At 73.8% G+C, this 19,581-nt stretch carries 17 protein-coding genes; 8 read left to right on the forward strand and 9 right to left on the reverse strand.

From position 1 onward, the window contains the following. Positions 1 to 62: 62 nt before the first annotated feature. A complete protein-coding gene (locus SYYSPA8_RS30460; protein ID WP_323450616.1) occupies positions 63 to 1,322 on the reverse strand; it encodes a TerD family protein in 1,260 nt (419 codons plus the stop codon). A gap of 110 nt (positions 1,323 to 1,432) precedes the next feature. Further along, positions 1,433 to 2,257: an NAD-dependent epimerase/dehydratase family protein gene (locus tag SYYSPA8_RS30465; RefSeq protein ID WP_323450617.1), complete on the reverse strand. Its 825-nt coding sequence runs from the start codon at positions 2,255 to 2,257 to the stop codon at positions 1,433 to 1,435. Positions 2,258 to 2,514: 257 nt separating this feature from the next. On the opposite strand from SYYSPA8_RS30465, the gene SYYSPA8_RS30470 reads away from it, so the two are divergent. The 4 genes from SYYSPA8_RS30470 (at position 2,515) to araD (ending at position 7,803) form a co-directional block, all read left to right on the forward strand. After that, on the forward strand, positions 2,515 to 3,459 hold the full coding sequence (locus SYYSPA8_RS30470) for a 5-dehydro-4-deoxyglucarate dehydratase (protein WP_323450618.1): 945 nt from the start codon (positions 2,515 to 2,517) through the stop codon (positions 3,457 to 3,459). Then, positions 3,456 to 4,628 (forward strand): hypothetical protein, encoded by a 1,173-nt coding sequence (locus tag SYYSPA8_RS30475; protein WP_323450619.1) that lies wholly within the window; start codon positions 3,456 to 3,458, stop codon positions 4,626 to 4,628. Before SYYSPA8_RS30470 ends, SYYSPA8_RS30475 begins: the two co-directional genes overlap by 4 nt. A gap of 500 nt (positions 4,629 to 5,128) precedes the next feature. Further along, entirely contained in the window at positions 5,129 to 6,025 is an 897-nt protein-coding gene (locus tag SYYSPA8_RS30480) for a dihydrodipicolinate synthase family protein (RefSeq protein ID WP_323450620.1), read from the forward strand. Positions 6,026 to 6,087: 62 nt separating this feature from the next. Continuing rightward, positions 6,088 to 7,803 (forward strand): L-arabinonate dehydratase, encoded by a 1,716-nt coding sequence (gene araD, locus SYYSPA8_RS30485; RefSeq protein WP_323450703.1) that lies wholly within the window; start codon positions 6,088 to 6,090, stop codon positions 7,801 to 7,803. A 25-nt stretch (positions 7,804 to 7,828) separates the two neighbouring features. On the opposite strand, the gene SYYSPA8_RS30490 is transcribed toward araD, so the two are convergent. The 4 genes from SYYSPA8_RS30490 to SYYSPA8_RS30505 all read right to left on the reverse strand — a co-directional run bounded on the left by SYYSPA8_RS30490 (position 7,829) and on the right by SYYSPA8_RS30505 (position 12,343). Next, on the reverse strand, positions 7,829 to 9,277 hold the full coding sequence (locus SYYSPA8_RS30490; protein ID WP_323450621.1) for a peptidoglycan D,D-transpeptidase FtsI family protein: 1,449 nt from the start codon (positions 9,275 to 9,277) through the stop codon (positions 7,829 to 7,831). 98 nt (positions 9,278 to 9,375) lie between these two features. After that, the gene (locus tag SYYSPA8_RS30495; RefSeq protein WP_323450622.1) at positions 9,376 to 10,050 is read right to left on the reverse strand and encodes a response regulator transcription factor; all 675 of its coding nucleotides are present in this window, start codon (positions 10,048 to 10,050) and stop codon (positions 9,376 to 9,378) included. Continuing rightward, entirely contained in the window at positions 10,047 to 11,447 is a 1,401-nt protein-coding gene (locus SYYSPA8_RS30500) for a histidine kinase (protein WP_323450623.1), read from the reverse strand. The genes SYYSPA8_RS30495 and SYYSPA8_RS30500 overlap by 4 nt, the downstream gene beginning before the upstream one ends. A gap of 125 nt (positions 11,448 to 11,572) precedes the next feature. Continuing rightward, positions 11,573 to 12,343 (reverse strand): IclR family transcriptional regulator, encoded by a 771-nt coding sequence (locus SYYSPA8_RS30505; protein ID WP_323450624.1) that lies wholly within the window; start codon positions 12,341 to 12,343, stop codon positions 11,573 to 11,575. 222 nt (positions 12,344 to 12,565) lie between these two features. On the opposite strand from SYYSPA8_RS30505, the gene SYYSPA8_RS30510 reads away from it, so the two are divergent. From SYYSPA8_RS30510 to SYYSPA8_RS30520, 3 genes are all read left to right on the forward strand, one after another. Continuing rightward, the gene (locus SYYSPA8_RS30510) at positions 12,566 to 14,185 is read left to right on the forward strand and encodes an aldehyde dehydrogenase family protein (RefSeq protein WP_323450625.1); all 1,620 of its coding nucleotides are present in this window, start codon (positions 12,566 to 12,568) and stop codon (positions 14,183 to 14,185) included. A 110-nt stretch (positions 14,186 to 14,295) separates the two neighbouring features. Next, positions 14,296 to 15,045 carry a DsbA family oxidoreductase gene (locus SYYSPA8_RS30515; protein WP_323450626.1) on the forward strand — a complete coding sequence of 250 codons (750 nt, stop codon included), beginning with the start codon at positions 14,296 to 14,298 and terminating at the stop codon, positions 15,043 to 15,045. 65 nt (positions 15,046 to 15,110) lie between these two features. Then, positions 15,111 to 16,217 (forward strand): aminotransferase class V-fold PLP-dependent enzyme, encoded by a 1,107-nt coding sequence (locus tag SYYSPA8_RS30520; RefSeq protein ID WP_323450627.1) that lies wholly within the window; start codon positions 15,111 to 15,113, stop codon positions 16,215 to 16,217. A 118-nt stretch (positions 16,218 to 16,335) separates the two neighbouring features. On the opposite strand, the gene SYYSPA8_RS30525 is transcribed toward SYYSPA8_RS30520, so the two are convergent. Continuing rightward, a complete protein-coding gene (locus SYYSPA8_RS30525) occupies positions 16,336 to 16,854 on the reverse strand; it encodes a MarR family winged helix-turn-helix transcriptional regulator (RefSeq protein ID WP_323450628.1) in 519 nt (172 codons plus the stop codon). A gap of 167 nt (positions 16,855 to 17,021) precedes the next feature. Between SYYSPA8_RS30525 and SYYSPA8_RS30530 the strand changes: the two genes are divergently transcribed. Continuing rightward, positions 17,022 to 18,098 (forward strand): alkene reductase, encoded by a 1,077-nt coding sequence (locus SYYSPA8_RS30530; protein WP_323450629.1) that lies wholly within the window; start codon positions 17,022 to 17,024, stop codon positions 18,096 to 18,098. Between the two features lie 147 nt (positions 18,099 to 18,245). Here SYYSPA8_RS30530 and thpD read toward each other — a convergent pair whose 3' ends face one another. Both thpD and SYYSPA8_RS30540 read right to left on the reverse strand, forming a co-directional pair. Beyond that, on the reverse strand, positions 18,246 to 19,175 hold the full coding sequence (gene thpD / locus SYYSPA8_RS30535; protein WP_323450630.1) for an ectoine hydroxylase: 930 nt from the start codon (positions 19,173 to 19,175) through the stop codon (positions 18,246 to 18,248). A 1-nt stretch (position 19,176) separates the two neighbouring features. Further along, positions 19,177 to 19,581, reverse strand: a complete 405-nt coding sequence (locus SYYSPA8_RS30540; RefSeq protein WP_323450631.1) for an ectoine synthase — start codon at positions 19,579 to 19,581, stop codon at positions 19,177 to 19,179.

Here is a 19,581-nt window from a genome sequence, read left to right on the forward strand (position 1 = left end):
CCGGGAGAGCCTGCTCTCAGTGGGCCCGGGTCCGGGAGAGCCTGGTCTCGGTGGGCCCGGTCTCAGAGGGCCTGGGCGGCGGGCTTCACCATGTCGCGCACGGTCTTCGCCTTGACGAAGTCGCCCATCGCCGTCATCTCCCACTCGCCCGAGTACTGCCGGATCAGCTTCGCCATCATCACGCCGGTCTTGGCCTCGGCGCTGGTGAGGTCGAAGCGGACCAGCTCCTCGCCGCTGGCCGCGTCCAGCAGACGGCAGTACGCCTTGGCGACCTCGGTGAACTTCTGGCCGGTGAACGAGTTCACCGTGAAGACCAGGCCGGTGGCCTCGGCGGGGATCCGGCCCAGGTCCACCGTGATCGTCTCGTCGTCCCCGGCGCCCTCGCCGGTGAGATTGTCCCCGGAGTGCTTGATCGCGCCGCCGAGGATCGACAGCTTGCCGAAGTAGCAGGCGTCCAGCACATTGCGCTGGGGGCCGTAGGCGATGACGGACGCGTCGAGGTCGATGTCCCGGCCGCGGTAGGCGGGCTCCCAGCCGAGCCCCATCCGCACCTGGGAGAGGAGCGGACGGCCGCCCTTGACCAGCGACACCGTCTCGTTCTTCCGCAGGCTGACCCGGCCCTTGTCCAGATTGACCTTCCCGGCGCCCAGCGGCGGGGCGGCGGGCGCCGAAGGAGCGGCGGGCGCGGCGGGTGCGGAGGGCGCGGCGGCGGGGGCCGGAGCGGCGCCCGCGCGGGCCCGGGCCGGCGGGGCGGGAGGCGCGGGGGGCGCCGGAGCGGCCGGTGCCGGGGGCGGGGTGACGGCGGCGGCGGGCGCGGCCGGCTCCTCCACCGAGACCCCGAAGTCCGTGGCGATGCCCGCCAGCCCCTCCGCGTATCCCTGGCCGACCGCGCGGACCTTCCAGGCGCCGTTCCGCTGGTAGATCTCGACCACGACGAGCGCCGTCTCGGTGCCCAGCCGGGGCGGGGTGAAGCTGGCCAGCACCGCGCCGCTGTCCGCGTCACGCACGGTGGCGGTGGGCTCGATGCCCTGGAAGGTCTGGCCGGCGGCGTCCGGGCTCGCGGTGACGACGATCTTCTCGATCCCCGCGGGCACCGCCCCGGTGTCCACCACGATGGCGTCCGGGGCGCCCTGGCCGCCGGGGCGATGGGTCACCCCGGGGCCCGCCGGCTGGTTGTAGAAGATGAAGTCGTCGTCGGAGCGCACCTTGCCCTGGGCGGTGAGCAGCAGGCCCGAGACGTCGAGCCGCACCGGCGCGGCGACGTCCACCGCCACCCGCGCGGCGGTGAGGGGAAGGTTCGATCCGGGGGTCATGGCTGTCATACCCGGAACAACGAGCCAGGGCGCTTTGCCGTTCCCTTACCGATGCCGCCCGTGTCCCCCGACCGGGTGAGGTATCCGGCCCCGGACCGGGTATCGGGAGGGCCGGTGGATCAGTGCGGCCACATCGGCGGCCGGGTGACGAAATGCCCCCCGAGATGCCGGTGGTCCGGGTTCCGCGGGTCCAGTTCGCCCTGCTCGGCGATGAGATCGGCCGCGAACCGCTCCGAGTCGTCCCGCGGCTCGTACCCCAGGGCCCTGGCCGGTCCCAGGTCCCACCAGACCCGGGTGTTCGCCGACGATCCGTAGACCACCGTATGGCCGACACCCTCGGCGGTGAGCGCCGCGTGGAAGAGCCGGGCGCCGTCCTCGGGGCTCATCCACACCGAGAGCATCCGCACCGAGGTGGGCGCCCGGAAGCAGGAGCCGATCCGGACCGAGACCGTCTCCACCCCGTACTGGTCCCAGTAGAGCTGGGCCAGATCCTCGCCGAAGCACTTGGAGAGCCCGTAGTAGGTGTCCGGGCGGCGCGGGGCGTCGACGCGGATCAGATCCCCGGGCGCGACACGGGGGCCGCCCGGGGGCCGGGGCGTGAAGCCGACCGCGTGGTTGCTGGAGGCGAAGACGACCCGCCGCACCCCCTCGGCGCGCGCGGCCTCGTAGAGGTGGTACGTCCCCTCGATGTTCGCGCGCAGGATCCTCTCGAAGGAGGACTCCAGGGAGATCGCCGCCAGATGGAGGACCGCGTCCACGCCCCGCACCGCCGCGCGCAGCGCCTCCCGGTCGGCGAGGTCCGCGACGATCGCGTCCGGTGCGCCCGTGACGGGCCGGACATCGAAGAGCCGCAGGGCGTAGCCGTGCGCGGGCAGCAGTTCCCGCATCAGTGTGCCGAGTCCGCCTGCTGCGCCGGTGAGCAGAACCGTGCGGGGAGCGGTCATGGATGAGTCTCCTCGAAATGCTCAGGTCCATGGACGGCATTCACATGCATGGACACGCTAGGGAGTGGTCCCGACACCGTCAAGTGTGGCCCGGAGCAGCCGAATCCGCCTCGGGGGTCGGTGTTTTCCTTCTTGACCGGCCCCGGGTGGGGGCCTTAGCGTGACGGCGTTCAGGGATCGTTCAGGGACATGGACAACGTGCATATCGATGCACGAGTTCGTTCTTGGGAGGCTCGATGCCCGGCCAGGGAGCACCCGTGACCACAGCCCCGCTCGCCACCCGCCTCACCCGCGCCCAGGGACCGCTCTTCTTCCCCGTCACCCCCTTCGGCCCCGACGGCACCGTCGACCTCGCCGTCTACCGCGCCCACATCCGGGCCGGAGTGGAGGCCGGGGCCGCCGCCGTCTTCGCCTGCTGCGGCACCGGCGAATTCCACGCGCTGACCCCCGAGGAGTTCGAGAGCTGCGTCGCCACCGCCGTGGACACCACCGCCGGCGCGGTCCCCGTGGTCGCCGGAGCGGGCTACGGAACCGCCCTCGCCGTGCGATACGCCCGCACCGCCGAGGCGGCCGGCGCCGACGGACTGCTCGCCCTGCCCCCCTACCTCGTCGTCGCCGACCAGGCCGGGCTGCTGCGCCACTACACCGAACTGGCCGCCGCCACCTCCCTCGACATCGTCGTCTACCAGCGGGACAACGCCGTCTTCACCCCCGAGACCGTCGTGGCCCTGGCCCGCGACCCCTCGATCGCCGGGCTCAAGGACGGCGTCGGCGACCTCGACCTCCTCCAGCGCACCGTCAGCGCCGTCCGCCGCGACCTGCCCGGCCGCGACTTCCTCTACTTCAACGGGCTGCCCACCGCCGAACTCACCGGCCCCGCCTACCGCGGCATCGGCGTCACCCTCTACTCCTCCGCCGCCTTCGCCTTCGTCCCCGACATCGCCATGGCCTTCCACCGGGCCCTCGCCCAGGGCGACGACAAGACGGTCGGACGGCTCCTCGACGGCTTCTTCACCCCCCTCGTCGCCCTGCGCAACCAGGGCCGCGGATACGCCGTCTCGCTGGTCAAAGCGGGCGTACGGCTCGCCGGGCTCGACGTCGGCGGCGTCCGGTCACCACTGAGCGACCCCGCCGCGGCCCACGTGGAAGCCCTCGCCGAGCTGATCGGGCAGGGCCGCGGGCTGCTGGAGGACCCGGCATGAGGGCCGCGGCCTTCCTCTACCCGTGGGACGTCGTCGGCGACCCCGGCGCCGCCACCCGCACCGCCGCGCTCGGCGTACAGCAGGTCACCCTCGCCGCCGCCTACCACTCGACCCGGGCACTCACCCCCCGCCACCCCCGGCACCGGATCGTCACCGCCGCACACTCCGCCGTCCTCTACCCGCCCGACCCCGCGCGCTGGGCGGGACGGACACTGCGCCCCTACCCGGCGGGGCAGTGGGCCTCCGGCGACGCCTTCGGCGCGGCCGCCGAAGCGCTCACCGCCGCCGGCCTGGACGTGCACACCTGGGTCGTGCTCGCCCACAACTCCCGCCTCGGGACCGAACACCCCGGCAGCTGCGTCGTCAACGCCTACGGGGACCGCTACCCCTGGGCGCCCTGCGTCGCCCGGCCGGAGGTCCGCTCCTACCTGACCGCCCTCGCGGCGGAAGCGGCCACCCGGCCCGGCGCCCGCGGCACCGAACTGGAATCCTGCGGCTGGTACGGACTCGCCCACCTGCACGCCCACGACAAGATCGCGGGCGTGGGGATGGGGGACGCGGAGCGGTATCTGATGTCCCTCTGCTTCTGCGACATCTGCGGCGACGGATACGCCCGCCACGGCACCGACCCCGACCGGTTCGCGCACACCGTACGGACCGCCCTCGCGCCCCTGTGGGCGGGGACGGCCCCCGCCGGCGCGGGCATCGAACGGCTCATCGGCGCCGAACCGACCGCCGCGACCCTGGACTTCCGCACCCGCGTCGCCCGCACGCTCCAGGAAGACGTGGTGGCCGCGGTGCGGGCGGCCGCCCCGGTGGGCTTCCGGGTACTGCTGCACGCGCACCCGGTCGCCTACCACTGCGGCGCCGACGCGGGCGTGGACCCCGCGCACATCCTGTCCGTCGCCGACGGCGTCGTCGTCCCCTGCACCGGAGGTGCGCAGGCACTGCGGCCGTTCGCGGATCGGGCCGCCGTGACCGGGACGGATCCGGTGCTGGCGGCGAACCTCACGGTGGTCAGGGGGATGGGTGGCAGGCCGGACAGGTTGGCGGAGGACGCGCGGGCGGCGGCGGGGGTGGGGGCGACGGAGCTGCGGCTCTATCATGCGGGGCTGGCGGCGGATGGCGATCTGTGCGCGGTGCGGGTGGCGTTGTCCGGGCTCTCCTGAGTGGTGCGGGTGCGTTGTCTGGGCTTGGTTTGTGCGGGTGGTCGTCGGGGACCAGTCCCCGAACCCCTGCGCCTCAATCGCCGGCGGGGCTTGTTTTGTGCGGGTCGACCCGGCCCGGGTGTGGTGCGGGTTGGCGGGGCCTCCGGGCTCACCTCCTCGGGGTCGGCGGACACAAGGCCATCCGTCAGTGCAAGCCGGACTTCCCGCCGATCCCCTGCGGGGGCGACCCTGCACCCCCGCCCACGCAGCCAGTGGACGTGGACAGTACCCCCGCCGGGGGGAAAGAACAGGTGCGGGCTCCTGTACCGACGCGGGCGGGCAGGCCGGGCCTTGGACGAGCGCGATGTCCTTGTATCGACGCGGGTCCCGCAGCGCAAGGGCCGGCTTGTGCAGGTGGGGAGGGTTCCTTGACGGGGATCAGGGCCGGTCCTAGCGTCGAGTGGCCCGTTCCGGGCGCCGTACCCGCAGCCCGTACCGCCCCGCCGAGGAGATGGATCCCCATGGCCCAGGCACTTCGCGCAGCGCTCGCCGATGTGGTGGCGATCCCCGTCACCCCGTTCGCCGCCGACGGCACCGTGGACGAGGGGGCCCAGCGCGCGCTGCTGCGGCTGCTCGTCGACAGCGGCGTCAATACCCTCACCCCCAACGGCAACACCGGCGAGTTCTACGCCCTCACACCCGACGAGCGCTACCGGGCCGTCGAAGTCACCGTGGAGGAGGCGGGCGCCGCCACCGTCGTCGTCGGGATTGGGCAGGAGATCCCCACCGCCGTCGCCGCCGCCCGGCACGCCGCCGCCGTCGGTGCGCGGCTGGTGATGATCCATCAGCCGGTGCACCCCTATATCTCCCGGGGTGGCTGGATCGACTACCACCGGGCCCTCGCCGACGCGGTGCCGGAGCTGGGTGTCGTCCCGTACGTCCGCGACCCCCGGCTCCCCGGTGCCACCCTCGCCGAACTGGGCCGGCTCTGTCCGAATGTGATCGGCGTGAAGTACGCGGTCCCGGACGCCGTGACCTTCGCCGCCTTCGCCCGGGACGCGGGGCTGGAACGCTTTGTCTGGATCGCGGGCCTGGCCGAGCTGTACGCGCCCGCCTACTGGGCGGTCGGCGCCACCGGCTTCACCTCGGGGCTCGTCAACGTCGCCCCCGGGATCTCCCTCGCGCTGCGGGACGCGCTGCGGGCCGGCCGGTACGGGGAGGCGATGGAGCTGTGGGAGCGGATCCGGCCCTTCGAGGAACTGCGCGCCCGTGACGGGTCCGCCGACAACGTGAGCGTGGTCAAGGAGGCGCTCGCGGCACTCGGCCGCTGCCGCAGGGACGTCCGCCCGCCCAGCCGCACGCTCCCGGACGACCGGCGGGCCGGGGTCGCGGCCCTGGTCCGGGAGTGGGACGTGTGATGGGACCGGCGCCCGGTTCCGACGGCGTGCCCGGCCCCCGCGACGCGCCCGACGGCCCGCTCATGCCCGCCGAGAGGCTGCGCAGCCACCAGTGGTACGGCGCCGGGGGCCTGCGCGCCTTCAGCCACCGGGCCCGGACCCGCCAGCTCGGCTACCTCCCCGAGGAACACCTCGGCAAACCGGTGATCGCCGTCCTCAACACCTGGTCCGACATCAACCCCTGCCACGTCCATCTCCGCGACCGGGCCCAGGCCGTCAAGCGCGGGATCTGGCAGGCCGGCGGCTTCCCGCTGGAGTTCCCCGTCGCCACCCTCTCCGAGACCTTCCAGAAGCCCACCCCGATGCTCTACCGCAATCTGCTGGCGATGGAGACCGAGGAACTGCTGCGCTCCTACCCCGTCGACGGCGCGGTGCTCCTCGGCGGCTGCGACAAGTCCACGCCCGCGCTGCTGATGGGCGCCGCCAGCGTGGACCTGCCCGCCGTGTTCGTCCCCGCCGGACCGATGCTTCCCGGCCACTGGCGCAATGAGGTGCTGGGCTCCGGCACCGACATGTGGAAGTACTGGGACGACCGGCGGGCCGGGCTCATCGGTGACCGCGAACTGGCCGAGCTGGAGACCGGACTCGCCCGCTCACCCGGGACCTGCATGACCATGGGTACGGCGTCGACGCTGACCGCCGCCGCCGAGGCGCTGGGCGTCACCGTTCCCGGGGCGTCGTCCATCCCGGCCGTCGACTCCGGCCACGAGCGGATGGCGGCGGCCGCCGGACGGCTCGGTGTCGGCCTCGTCCACCGGGGCCTGCGCCTCTCCGGCGTGCTGACCCGCCCGGCGTACGAGGACGCCGTCGCCGCCGTCCTGGCGCTGGGCGGCTCTACCAATGCCGTGATCCATCTGATCGCGCTCGCGGGCCGCTCCGGTGTCCGGCTCACCCTGGACGACTTCGACCGGATCGCGCGGACCGTGCCCGTCCTCGCGGACCTGCGCCCCGGCGGCCGCTATCTGATGGAGGACTTCCACTTCGCCGGCGGGCTGCCCGCCTTCCTCACCCGGATCGCGGACCGGCTCCATCTGGACCGGCCCACCGTCGCCCACCGCACCCTGCGGGAGCAGCTGTCCGGGGCGCTCGTGCACAACCCCGAGGTGATACGCCCCCGTGAGTGGCCGCTCGCGGCGGAGGGCGGGGTGGCGGTGCTGCGCGGCAACCTCTGCCCGGACGGCGCCGTCATCAAACACATCGCCGCGGAGCCCCGGTTGCTGCGGCACACCGGGCCCGCCGTGGTCTTCCCCGACTACCGCACGCTGCAACGCACCATCGACGACCCCTCCCTCGGCATCACCCGCGACCATGTCCTGGTGCTCCAGAACGCGGGCCCGATCGGCGGCCCGGGGATGCCCGAGTACGGGATGCTGCCCCTCCCCGCCCATCTGCTGGAGCAGGGCGTACGGGACATGGTCCGCATCTCCGACGCGCGGATGAGCGGCACCAGCTACGGCGCCTGCGTGCTGCACATCGCGCCCGAGTCGTACGTCGGCGGGCCGCTGGCGCTGGTGCGCGACGGGGACCTCGTCACCCTCGACGTCCCCGCGCGCACCCTGCGGCTGGAGGTGTCCGACGCGGAGCTGGCCCGCCGGCGGGCGGCCTGGACCCCGCCCCCCGAGCGGTACGAACGGGGGTACGGGGCCCTGTACGCCGAGCACGTCACCCAGGCCGACACCGGCTGCGACTTCGGCTTCCTCGCCCGCCGGGGCCGCGTCCCCGACCCGTACGCGGGCTGACCCGCCGGCCCGCGGGGGACACCGGTCACTTCAGGGCGGCGGCCATCATCTTCTGGGCGACGGGCGCGGCCAGTCCGTTGCCGCTGACCTCGGACCGGGGCCCGCCCGCGTCCTCGATCAGCACCGCGACGGCGACCTCCTTGCCGGTGTCGGCGTCCTGGGCGTAGGAGGTGAACCAGGCGTACGGATTCTCGCTGTTGTCCACACCGCGCTGGGCGGTGCCGGTCTTGCCGCCGACCGTGGCGCCCGGGACCTGGGCGTTGGATCCGGTGCCGCCGTCCGCCACCACGGTCTCCATGGCGCTGCGCAGCTGCTGCGCGGTCCGCTCGGAGACGATCCGCCGCTCGCCCCCGTCGTGGGACTCCAGCGTCCTGCCCTCGGAGTCGATCACCTCGGAGACCATGTGCGGGTCCTTGAGCACCCCGTCGTTGGCGATGGCGGCCGAGACCATCGCCATCTGGAGCGGGGTCGCGGTCACGTCGAACTGCCCGATGCCGGTGAGCGCGGTCTGCGCCGGGTCGAGGTCCTTCGGGTAGACACTCGCGTACGCCCGCACGGGGACGTCCAGCTCGTCGTCGTTGAAGCCGAACCGCTCCGCCGTCTCCCGGACCTTGTCCTGCCCCAGGTCGACGGCGAGCTGGGCGAAGACGTTGTTGCAGGACCAGCGCAGGGCGGTGCGGATCGACGCGTTCTCGCAGGGCGCGGAGGCGATGTCGTTGGGCAGCTCGCGGACGGTGCCGGGCAGGACGTACGGGGACGGGCTGTCGGTCCGCTCGTCCACCGAGTCGTACAGCCCCTCCTCCAGCGCGGCGGCCGCGACCACCACCTTGAAGGTGGAGCCGGGGGCCAGCGGCTGCCGGATGGCCCGGTTGACCATGGGCTTGTCGGGGTCGGCGAGCAGCGCCTCCCAGGCGTCCTGGTCGTCGACGCCCGCGATCGTGGACGGGTCGTACGACGGGGTGCTGACCATGCCGAGGATCTTCCCGGTCGCGGGGTCGAGGGCGACGGCCGCGCCCTTGGCGTCCCCGAGCGCCCGGTAGCCGGCCTTCTGCACGTCGGGGTCGATGGTGGTCAGCACGGAGCCGGGCTGCTGCGGTTCGCGGGTGAGCGCGTCGAGGGGGTTCTTCAGCCGGTCGTCGCTGCCGTCGAGCACATCGCTGTGGATGCCCTCCAGCTGGGAGCTGCCGTACGCCTGCGAGCTGTAGCCGGTCACCGGCGCGTACAGCCCGCCCTCGGGGTAGGTGCGCTGGTACGCGAGCGAGCTGTCCGACGATCTCGCCGAGCCGGTGACGGGCGTGCCGGCCACGACGATGTCGCCCAGCGGCTGGGCGTACTGGGCGATCCTCTTGCGCTGGTTGCGGTCGTTGTCCGCCAGCGCCTCGGCCTGGTGGAACTGGAGCCAGGTGGCCCGCAGCAGCAGGGCGAGGACGAGCAGCAGAGTGAAGACGGCGGTGTGCCTGATCGTTTTGTTCATCCCCTCAGCAGACGAATGGAATCGTGAATTCCGTTCCGGCTGGGGGGAGATTCTCAGACAATCCTCATTTTCTGGCCTGATTCTGACGCCGGCCCCGGCTAACCGGGCACCACGAACCCCGACTCGTACGCCGTGATCACCGCCTCGGTGCGGTGCCGCGCCCCGGTCTTCGCCAGCACCGCCGCGACATGCGACTTCACCGTCGCCGGGCCCACGGCCATCCGCTCCGCGATCTCCGTGTTGGTCAGACCGGTGGCCATCAGCCGCAGCACGTCCGCCTCGCGCTCCGTCAGCCGCTTCACCCAGGGCGACCGACCCGTCCGCTCCCGGTTCCCGTGCGCGGCGGCGAGCGACCGCACGGCCGCCGGGAAGAGCAGCGAGTCGCTGCCGGCGACCAGCCGCACCGCCTGCACCAGCTCCTCGACGGCGATCCGCTTCAGCAGGAAGCCCGCGGCGCCCGCGCGCAGCGCGTCGTACACGTAGGCGTCGTTCTCGAAGGTCGTCACCACCACGATCCGCGGTGGCGGAACCACGCTCTCCATGATCCGCTCGGTCGCCGCTATGCCGTCCAGTTCCGGCATCCGCACATCCATCAGGACCACGTCCGGCCGCAGCTCCGTCACGGCCGTCACCGCCTCCGCGCCCGTCGACGCCTCGCCGACCACGGTCAGGCCCGGTTCGGCGTCGATGATCACCCGCAGCGCGGTACGGACCATCCGCTCGTCGTCGGCGAGCACCACCCGTACCCCGGTCGCTCCTCGTACCCCGGTCACCGCCCGCCCTCCCGTGTGCCGTCGCGGCGGTCCAGCGGCAGCCGGACGACGAGCCGCCAGACCGCGTCGCCGGGGCCGGTGGGCACGGAGCCCGCCGTGGCCCGGCCGCCGAGCAGCGCGGCCCGCTCGGTGATGCCTTGCAGGCCCCGGCCGCCGCCCCGCCGTGCCGGGGCCGACGCGGGCAGCGGATTCTCCACCGTGATCTCCAGCTCCCGGCCCCCTCGGCCGTCACCCGCCCGCTGCCCCTCGCCGGTCGCGTCCGCCCGCCTCGCGGCCGCCCCGCCGAACAGGAGCGACCACCAGGGGGCCGTCGCGGACGGGCGCCCGCCCGCGACGGCGTCGCGCAGCCGGATCTCCACATGGGCCGGGGCGTTCCCGCTGTGGCGCAGGACGTTGGTCAGCCCCTCCTGGACGATCCGGTACGCCTCGCGCGAGAGCCGCTCGGGGACGGCGGAGAGGTCGTCGCCGCTCAGTGCCACGGACAGTCCGCTGTGGGCCAGCAGTCCGTCCAGGGCCTCCAGGCCCGGACCCGTGGTGTCGTCCATCCGATCCTCCCTCAGCAGCCCGAGGACCGCGTCCAGTTCGCCCACCGTGCGGCGGGTGGTCTCCTCGATGGCGGTCAGCGCCTCCCGGACGAACGCCGGGTCCCGGTCCAGCACCCGGCGCGCGGCCCCCGCCTGGAGGGTGACCGCGCTCAGCGCGTGGCCCACCGAGTCGTGCAGCTCCCGGGCGATCCGGTTGCGCTCCGCCAGGTGCGCCGCCCGCCGTTCGGAGGCGGCCAGCCGGTCGGCGGGGGTCGGGCCGAGCAGCCGGGGCGCGAGCGCGGCCAGCAGCCGGCCGGTCAGGGCGGCGCAGACGGCGAGCGCCAGCAGCATGCCCGTACCGGCCACCGGGAGGAGCGCCAGGATCCACGGCGGGGAGTCGGCCACCCTCATCGGACCCTGCAACCGGGGCAGGAACGGTGTCAGGATCACGACGCTCGCGAACGGCGGCACCGCCAGCGTCGCCCCGCTGACGAGCGCCCCGAGGCCGGAGTGCACGGAGAACCAGGCCGACACCCGCAGCCGCGCCGACCAGGTGCGCGCGGGCCCGTCCTCCAGCGCCGTGGCCGGAACCGAGCACAGCGCCCGCGCCGCCGCCACCGACAGCGGCCGGGCCACCGGGGCGAGCGCGGTCACGGCGGCGACCGGCAGCGCCGCCGCCCACACCCAGAACCAGGACGCCAGCGTCCCCGTGAAGAGCGGGACGTCGTCCTCGGTCACCGGGGTGAGCAGGACACCCGCGAAGAGCCAGCACGGCATCATCAGCGCGCCGCCCAGCAGCAGATGGAACCAGCGCAGCCGGGCGGTCCGGCCGAACAGGGCCCGTACGGGACCGGAGGCCCGCCGCGCGCTCACGCACCGCCCCCCGGCGAACCGATCATCATCCTGTCAGCTTAGATCGCGTCCCCCGGGGAGCGCCCCGCGCCGGTTCGGTCCGTTTCCGGGCGGTTTCCGGCCGGTTTTCGGCTGGCCTGAAAGGGTCAGAGCCTCCGGGTCGCCAGCGTCAGCCGGTCCCGCGCGTCGAACAGCGCGTCCTTGATCAGCTGTTCGTGGGCCGGGGTGAGCCGCGCCACCGGCACCGAGCAGCTGATCGCGTCCCGCGCCGGCGTCCGGTACGGGATCGCCACCCCGAAACAGCGCAGCCCCAGCGTGTTCTCCTCGCGGTCCACCGCGTACCCCTGCTCCCGGATCACCTGCAACTCCCGGATCAGCTTCTCCCGGTCGGTGACGGTGTGCTCGGTCAGCGACGGCAGCGCCGCCGGGAGCATCCTGCGCACCTGCTCGTCGCTGTGGGTGGCGAGCAGCGCCTTGCCCAGCGATGTGGAGTGCGCGGGCAGCCGGCGGCCCACCCGGGTGAAGGGCCGCAGATAGTGCTGGGACTGACGGGTGGCCAGATAGACCACGTTGGTGCCGTCGAGCCGGGCGAGGTGGATGGTCTCGGTGGTGTCGTCGGAGAGCCGGTCCAGGGTGGGGCGGGCCGCCGCCACGACCTCGTCGCCGTCGATGTAGGAGGTGCCCACCAGCAGGGCCCGCACCCCGATGCCGTACCGGGTGCCGGTCGCGTCCGTCTCCACCCACCCCAGCTCGACCAGGGTGCGCAGCAGCATGTACAGGCTGGACTTGGGGTAGCCGACCGCTTCCTGGACGGCGGCCAGCGAGTGCATGCCGGGCCGCCCCGCGAAGTACTCCAGCAACTCCACCGTCCGCACCGCGGACTTGACCTGTGATCCACCGGAATCGATCGTCGGCATCCTTCTCCGCCCTTCTCGACCGCGCGGCTCTGCCGGCCGCGCGGGCCTCGGTCCGCACGGGCCCTCGCGACCGTGCGGGCTCCCTCGATCCGCCTTCTTGACCGCTCTGAACGCCCGGAAATAGAGTCCCCTTGCCGTTCATCACCGGGAACGCTGTTCACGATACCGAACAAGCGCTGGTGAGGGCCCCTAGAGGGAGAAAATCCAGGAAGGAGGCCACGGGTGGCAGCACCAGTCTGGAGCGTCGACCCCCGGACCGGGAAGCAGCGGGAGAAGGTCGCGGCGGAGTCGTCGGCCACCGACGTCGACCGGGCCGTACGCGCCGCGCACGGCGCCCGCGCCGCCCTCGCCGACCGGGAGGCGCGCGCCCTGCTCCTGTGCGCCGCCGCCGACGCGCTCGACGGCGCCGGTGACCGGATCGTCGCCACCGCCGACGCCGAGACCGCCCTCGGCACCGCCCGCCTCACCGGCGAACTCGCCCGCACCACCGCCCAGCTGAGGGCCTTCGCCGAGGTCGTGACCGACGGCTCGTTCCTCGACATCCGCATCGACCACGCGGACCCCGGACGCGTCCCCCCTTGGCCCGACCTGCGGCGCTACCGCGTCCCCCTCGGCGTGGTCGCCGTCTACGCGGCGAGCAACTTCCCGCTCGCGTTCTCCGTCCCCGGCGGCGACACCGCCAGCGCGCTCGCCGCCGGCTGCCCCGTCGTCGTCAAGGCCCACCCGGACCACCCCGCCACCTCCGCGCTCTGCGCCGGCCTGCTGCGGAAGGCCGCCCGCGCGACCGTCGCCACCGAGGACGCCGTCACCCTGGTCCACGGCTTCGACGCGGGTACGGAGCTGATCCGCCACCCGCTGGTCGCCGCGGCCGGATTCACCGGCTCGGTACGCGGCGGACGCGCCCTGCACGACCTCGCCGCCGCCCGCCCCGTCCCCATCCCCTTCCACGGCGAACTCGGCTCGCTCAACCCGGTCGTGGTGACCGGGGCCGCCGCCGCCGAGCGCGCCGGGGAACTCGGCACCGGACTCGCCCTCTCCATGACGCTGGGCGAGGGACAGTTCTGCACCAAGCCGGGGCTGGTCCTGGTCCCGGCGGGCCCGGCGGGGGACGCGCTCCTCGCCGCTCTGGCCGGGGCTGTCGCCGACCATGCCCCGGGGGTGCTCCTGGACCACCGGATGCGGACCGCGTTCCTGGACGGGGTACGGGAACGGGCGGCGCTGCCCTCGGTCGAGGCGCCCGTCCCCCCGGGCGCGGGCCCCGACGGCGGCCACGGCGGCAGCGGCGGCGACGGCGGCGGCAGCGATGGCGATGGCGGCAGCGACGGCGATGGCGATGGCGACGGCGGGCACACCGTCACCGCCGGATTCCTGACCGTACCGGCCCGGCTCCTCGCCGCCGGAGGACCGTACGACCTGCTGTACGACGAGTGCTTCGGACCGGTCACCGTCGTCGCCCGCTACACCGCCGCCGACGAGATCGAGGCCGTCCTCGACCGGCTCCCCGGCAGCCTCACCGCCACCCTCCACCTCTCCATGGCCGAGGCGGCGGGCGACGCCACCGCCGCGGCCCTGCTCGCCCGGCTCACCCCGCTCGCCGGACGCGTCCTGGTCGGCGGCTGGCCCACCGGGGTCGCCGTCGCCCCCGCCCAGCACCACGGCGGGCCCTACCCCGCCACCACCTCCACCGGCACCTCCGTCGGCGCCACCGCCGTCGAACGCTGGCTGCGCCCGGTCACGTACCAGTCCGCACCGCAGCCGCTGCTCCCGCCCGAACTGCGCGAGGACAACCCGCTGGGGCTGCCGCGCAGGGTCGACGGCGAAGCGTTCCCCGGACAGGGGTGACCTGGTCCAAGGGGAATCAGCCGGGGTGGCTCGTTGTTGTCGCCGGGGGCGGTACGCGCGGTGCCGTCTCCCATGCCACCCCCCCCTCGCTACCCCTGGAGAGAACCGTCATGCGTGTCGAGATCTGGAGCGACATCGCCTGCCCGTGGTGCTACATCGGCAAGGCCCGCTTCGAGCGGGGGCTCGCCGCCTTCCCGCACCGGGACCGGGTGGAGGTCGTGCACCGCTCCTTCGAACTCGACCCCCGCCGGCCCCGGGGCGCCACCGAGGCCGTGACCGACATGCTGGTCGCCAAGTACGGCCGCACCCCCGACGAGGCACGGGCGATGGAGGAGCACGTCGCCGCCTCCGCACACGCCGAGGGCCTGGCGTACGTCACGGCGGGCCGGGACCACGGCAACACCTTTGACCTGCACCGACTGCTCCATCTGGCCGCCGCGCGCGGCCTTGGGGACGCCCTGCTGAACGGTCTCTACCGGGCCAACTTCGCCGAGGAGCGCTCCGTGTACGACCCGGCGGCCGCCCTCGCCGTCGCCGTCGAAGCCGGTCTGGACGAGGCCGAGGCCCGCGCCGTCCTCGCCGACCCGGACGCCTACGCGGCGGAAGTGCGCGCCGACGAGCGCGAGGCCGCCGACCTCGGCGCGACCGCCGTGCCGTTCTTCGTCCTCGACCGGCGGTACGGGATCTCCGGCGGCCAGCCCGCCGAGGTCTTCACCCGGGCCCTGGAACAGGCGTGGCAGGACCGGGCGGACGTGGCCGACCCCGCCCCGGAGCCGGTTGCCGACCCCGCTCCCGAGCCGGTGGGCGGGCCCGCTCCCGAGTGCGGCCCCGACGGCGCCTGCGAGGTCCCGCGCGATTGAGCCGCGCGGCGGGTGGCCGAGTCCCATCGGTTGACCCACCGTACGCAGCCCACCACTGTGGTCCCATGGACACCGTGGACGCCGGGGATGCCGTGGACGCGCTGGAGACACCGGGTGGCGCGGAATTCACACCGGGGACGACCTATCTGAACACCGCCGGCTGCGGGCTGCTGCCCGCCCGCGCCGCCGCCGCGATGACCGGGCTGATCCAGGAGCTGACCGAGGGCCGCACCGGCGGCGCCGGTGACGAGGCGCCCATCGCCGCCGCGCGCCGGTCCTTCGCCCGGATCGCCCACGTCCCCGAGGACCGCGTCGCCGTCGGCGGCGCGGTCGCCGTCCATGTGGGCATGATCGCCCAGTCCCTCCCGCCCGGAGCGGAGGTGCTGCTCCCCGAGGGGGAGTTCACCTCGGTCGTCACCCCGTTCACCATCCGTGACGACCTCCGGGTCCGGTACGCGCCGCTGGACCGCCTCGCCGACGCGGTACGCCCCGGAACGGCCCTCGTGGCCTTCTCCCTCGTCCAGTCCGCCGACGGCCGCTTCGCCGACGGGGCCGCCGTGCGCGCCGCGGCCGGGGCCCACGGCGCGCGCACCCTGGCCGACGCCAGCCAGTCCGCCGGATGGCTGCCCCTGGCGGCGGGGGAGTGGGACTACACCGTCACGGCCGGTTTCAAGTACCTGCTCTGCCCGCGCGGGGTCTCCTTCCTCACCGTCGGCGAGGACGCGCAGGAGTCGCTGCCGCCGATCCACGCCGGAGCCGTCGCGGCCGAACGGCCCGGCAGTCTCTACGGGCCCGTCGAGGAGCTGGCCCGCTCCGCCCGCCGCTACGACGAGCCGGTCTCCTTTGTCCCGTACTACGGCGCCGAGCAGGCGCTCGCCCTCGTCGAGGAGATCGGGGTCGACGCCCTGCGCGCACACGCCACCGCGCTCGCCCGGCGGTTCCGCTCCGGGCTCGCGGACTCCGGGCTCGCGGAGCTGGGCCAGCCGCTCCCGGAGGAGGAGTCCGCCGTCGTCTGTGTGCCGGGGCTCGGCCACCGGGCGGCCGATCTGGAGCGCGCCGGAGTCGTCGTCTCGGCCCGCGCCGGGCATCTGCGGACCGCGTTCCACCTGTACAACTCGGCGGCGGACGTGGACCGTGCCCTCGACGTGCTGGCTGCGGCCCCGCGTACCTGAGCCCGCGTACCTGAGCCCGCGTACCTGAGCCCGCGTACCTGAGCCCGCGTGCCGTACCGCAGGGTGGGCCGCTGGGTGGGCCGCAAGGCGGTGTGCCGTACCGCCGGGCCGGGCGTGATCAGCAGACCGGACCGCACTCCGGCGGCGGGCAGTCCGCCGTCTGCGCGCACAGGTTCTCCTCCACCCGCCCCAGCAGCCGGCTCAGCTCGGCCCGCTCCGCCTCGCTGAGGCCGGTCACCGTGTGCTCCTCCAGCCGCTCCCAGGCCCGCTCGACCTCCTGCCGGAGCCCGCAGCTGCGCTCGGTCGCCTCCACCAGCACCGCCCGCCGGTCGGCCGGGTCGGGCCGGCGGCGCACATGCCCCGACTGCTCCAGCCGCTGGAGCATCTTGGTCACCGTGGACGGGTCCAGCTCCAGCCGCTTGATCAGCTCGGACTGGCGGACCGCCCCGGCCTCCCACAGGCACATCATCAGGAACTCCTGCCCCGGGTAGAGGCCGAGCCCCCGCAGCAGCTTCGCCGCCGCCATCCGGTGCAGCCGCCCCACCCGGGAGATCCCCCGGCTGGTGGGCCCGTCCAGCAGACAGTCCAGCTGGGGCAGGCCGGTGGAACACTCCGTGGTCTCGGATCCGGCTCTCATGGGGGACCTCCTCGGGGCGACATGACGGCGCACGATCCCACCGCGACCGGCCGGTGTCCATCCTGGGGCACCGCTCTGCCGAAATTTTACCTTGGTCGACCAATCATTGCGCTACAGTTGCTTCCGTCGAATTGATTGGCCGACCACATAATTTTTCTGGAGCCCTCATGCCCACCGCCTTCGACCCCATCGACCTCTCCGGTGTCCGCCTCGCCAGCCGCATCGCCATGGCCCCGATGACCCGGAGCCGCGCCTACGGCCCGGGGCTCACCCCCACGGAATCCACGGTCCGCTACTACGCCCAGCGGGCCGGCGCCGGCCTGATCATCACCGAGGGCATCCAGCCCTCCGCCACCGGCCAGGGCTACCCCGACACCCCGGGGCTGCACACCGACGAGCAGGTCGCGGCCTGGCGCGAGGTCACCGCCGCCGTCCACGCCCGGGGTGGGCGGATCTTCGCCCAGCTGATGCACGCGGGCCGGATCGGCCACCCGCTGCTCTTCCCGGACGGACGCTCCAGCGTCGCCCCCTCCGCCGTGGCCGCCGCCGGGCAGATCTACACCCACGAGGGCATGAAGGACTTCCCCGAACCCAGAGCCCTCGCCGCCGAGGAGATCCCCTCGGTGATCGCGGAGTACGCGCACAGCGCCCGCAACGCGATCGCGGCCGGTTTCGACGGCGTGGAGATCCACGGGGCGAACGGCTATCTCATCCACCAGTTCCTGGCGCCCAACACCAACCGGCGCACCGACGGGTGGGGCGGCTCCGTCGAGGGCCGGATCCGCTTCGCCACCGAGGTCACCGAGGCCGTCGTCGCCGCGATCGGCGCCGCCCGCACCGCCATCCGGCTGTCGCCCGCCAACCCGTACAACGACATGGACGAGCCGGACGCGGGCGAGGTCTACCCCGAGCTGATCCGGCGGCTGGAGCCGCTGGGCCTGGCCTATGTGCACGTCACCGAGATCACCGAGGCCGCCCGGGACATCACCCTGGCGCTCCGCAAGGAGTACAGCGGGACCCTCGTCCTCAACCCGGTGACCGAGGGGCCGACGGACCACCGCGCCCTGCCGCTCATCGAGGACGGCATCGCCGACATCCTCGCCTTCGGCTCCCTCTACCTCGCCAACCCGGACCTGCCCGAGCGGCTGCGCCAGGCGGGCCCGTACAACACGCCGGACCCGGCGGCCTTCTTCGGCGGCGGCGACCAGGGCTACACCGACTACCCGGAGCTGGCCGCCGTCTGACCTCGGACGCGGCCGCCCGGCCTCGGCAGCGGGGCCCGGCCTCCGGCACGGCGGCCGACCTCGGACACGGCGCCCGGCCTCGGGCGCGGCGGCGGGCCGACCCCACGGGGGTGGGCCGGCCCGCCGCCGTCCCTCGCTCCGTACCGGTCAGCGCACGGGGGTGAAGTCCCGGGCCCCGATGAACTCCGGCCGGGGCGCGGGCGCCGCGTACGGCCGGACCGCCGCGTTCTCCACGCTGTTGAACACGATGAACACATTGCTGCGCGCGTACGGCGTGATGTTGTCCCCGGATCCGTGCATGCAGTTGCAGTCGAACCAGGTCGCCGACCCCGCCCGGCCGGTGAAGAGCCGGATGCCGTGGTCGTCGGCGAGCCGGGTCAGGGCCGCGTCCGATGGCGTACCCGCCTCCTGCATCCGCAGGGACGACTTGTAGTTGTCGTCGGGGGTCGCGCCCGCGCAGCCGAGGAAGGTCCGGTGCGACCCCGGCATGATCATCAGACCGCCGTTGGTGTCGCGGTTCTCGGTCAGCGCGATGGAGACGGACACCGCCCGCATCCGGGGCAGCCCGTCCTCGGCGTGCCAGGTCTCGAAGTCGGAGTGCCAGTAAAAGCCCGAGGCGCCGAAGCCCGGCTTCACATTGATCCGCGACTGGTGGACGTAGACGTCCGAGCCGAGGATCTGCCGGGCGCGGCCCACCACCCGCTCGTCCCGCACCAGGGCGGCGAAGACCTGGCTCAGCCGGTGCACCTCGAAGATCGAACGCACCTTCCGCGACGCCGGCTCCACGATCGCGCGCTCGTCGGCCCGCAGGACGGGGTCGGCGACCATCCGGTCCAGCTCGGCCCGGTAGAGGGCGACCTCGTCGTCCGAGATCATGTTCTCCACCCCCAGGAAGCCGTCCCGCTCATAGGCGAGCAGCTCGTCCGTGGTGGCCGGCCCGGGAGCGCCCGGCGCGGACCACAGGACCGGGTCCTGGCGCGGGGTCAGCACTTCGGCGGCGCCCCGGGTCGGGTAGAGGTCGGTGGGTACGGCGGTGGCGGTGGTGGCGGTGGTGGTGCTCGTGCCGGCGGTGGTCATGTCAGCCCTCCTCGGTCTCGGTCAGCAGCGGATAGACGCCGTTCTCGTCGTGGTCCTCCCGGCCGGTGACCGGCGGGTTGAAGACGCAGACACAGCGGAAGTCGGTCTTCGGGCGGAGCGTGTGCCGCTCGTGCCCGTCCAGCAGATAGAGCGTGCCGGGGGAGATCCAGTGGGTCTCGCCGGTCTCCTCGTCGGTGAGTTCGGCCTCGCCCTCGACGCAGAGGACGGCCTCGACATGGTTCGCGTACCACATCGACGTCTCGGTCCCCGCGTAGAGGACGGTCTCGTGGAGCGAGAAGCCCACCCGCTCCCGGGCGAGGATCAGACGTTTGCTCTCCCAGGTCCCGGACGCGGACCTGAGGTGGCGGTCGGTGTTCTCGATCTCCCGGAGAGAACGGACGATCAT

It is taken from the genome of Streptomyces yaizuensis, assembly GCF_034961445.1.
In the GTDB taxonomy this organism is placed as follows: domain Bacteria; phylum Actinomycetota; class Actinomycetes; order Streptomycetales; family Streptomycetaceae; genus Streptomyces; species Streptomyces yaizuensis.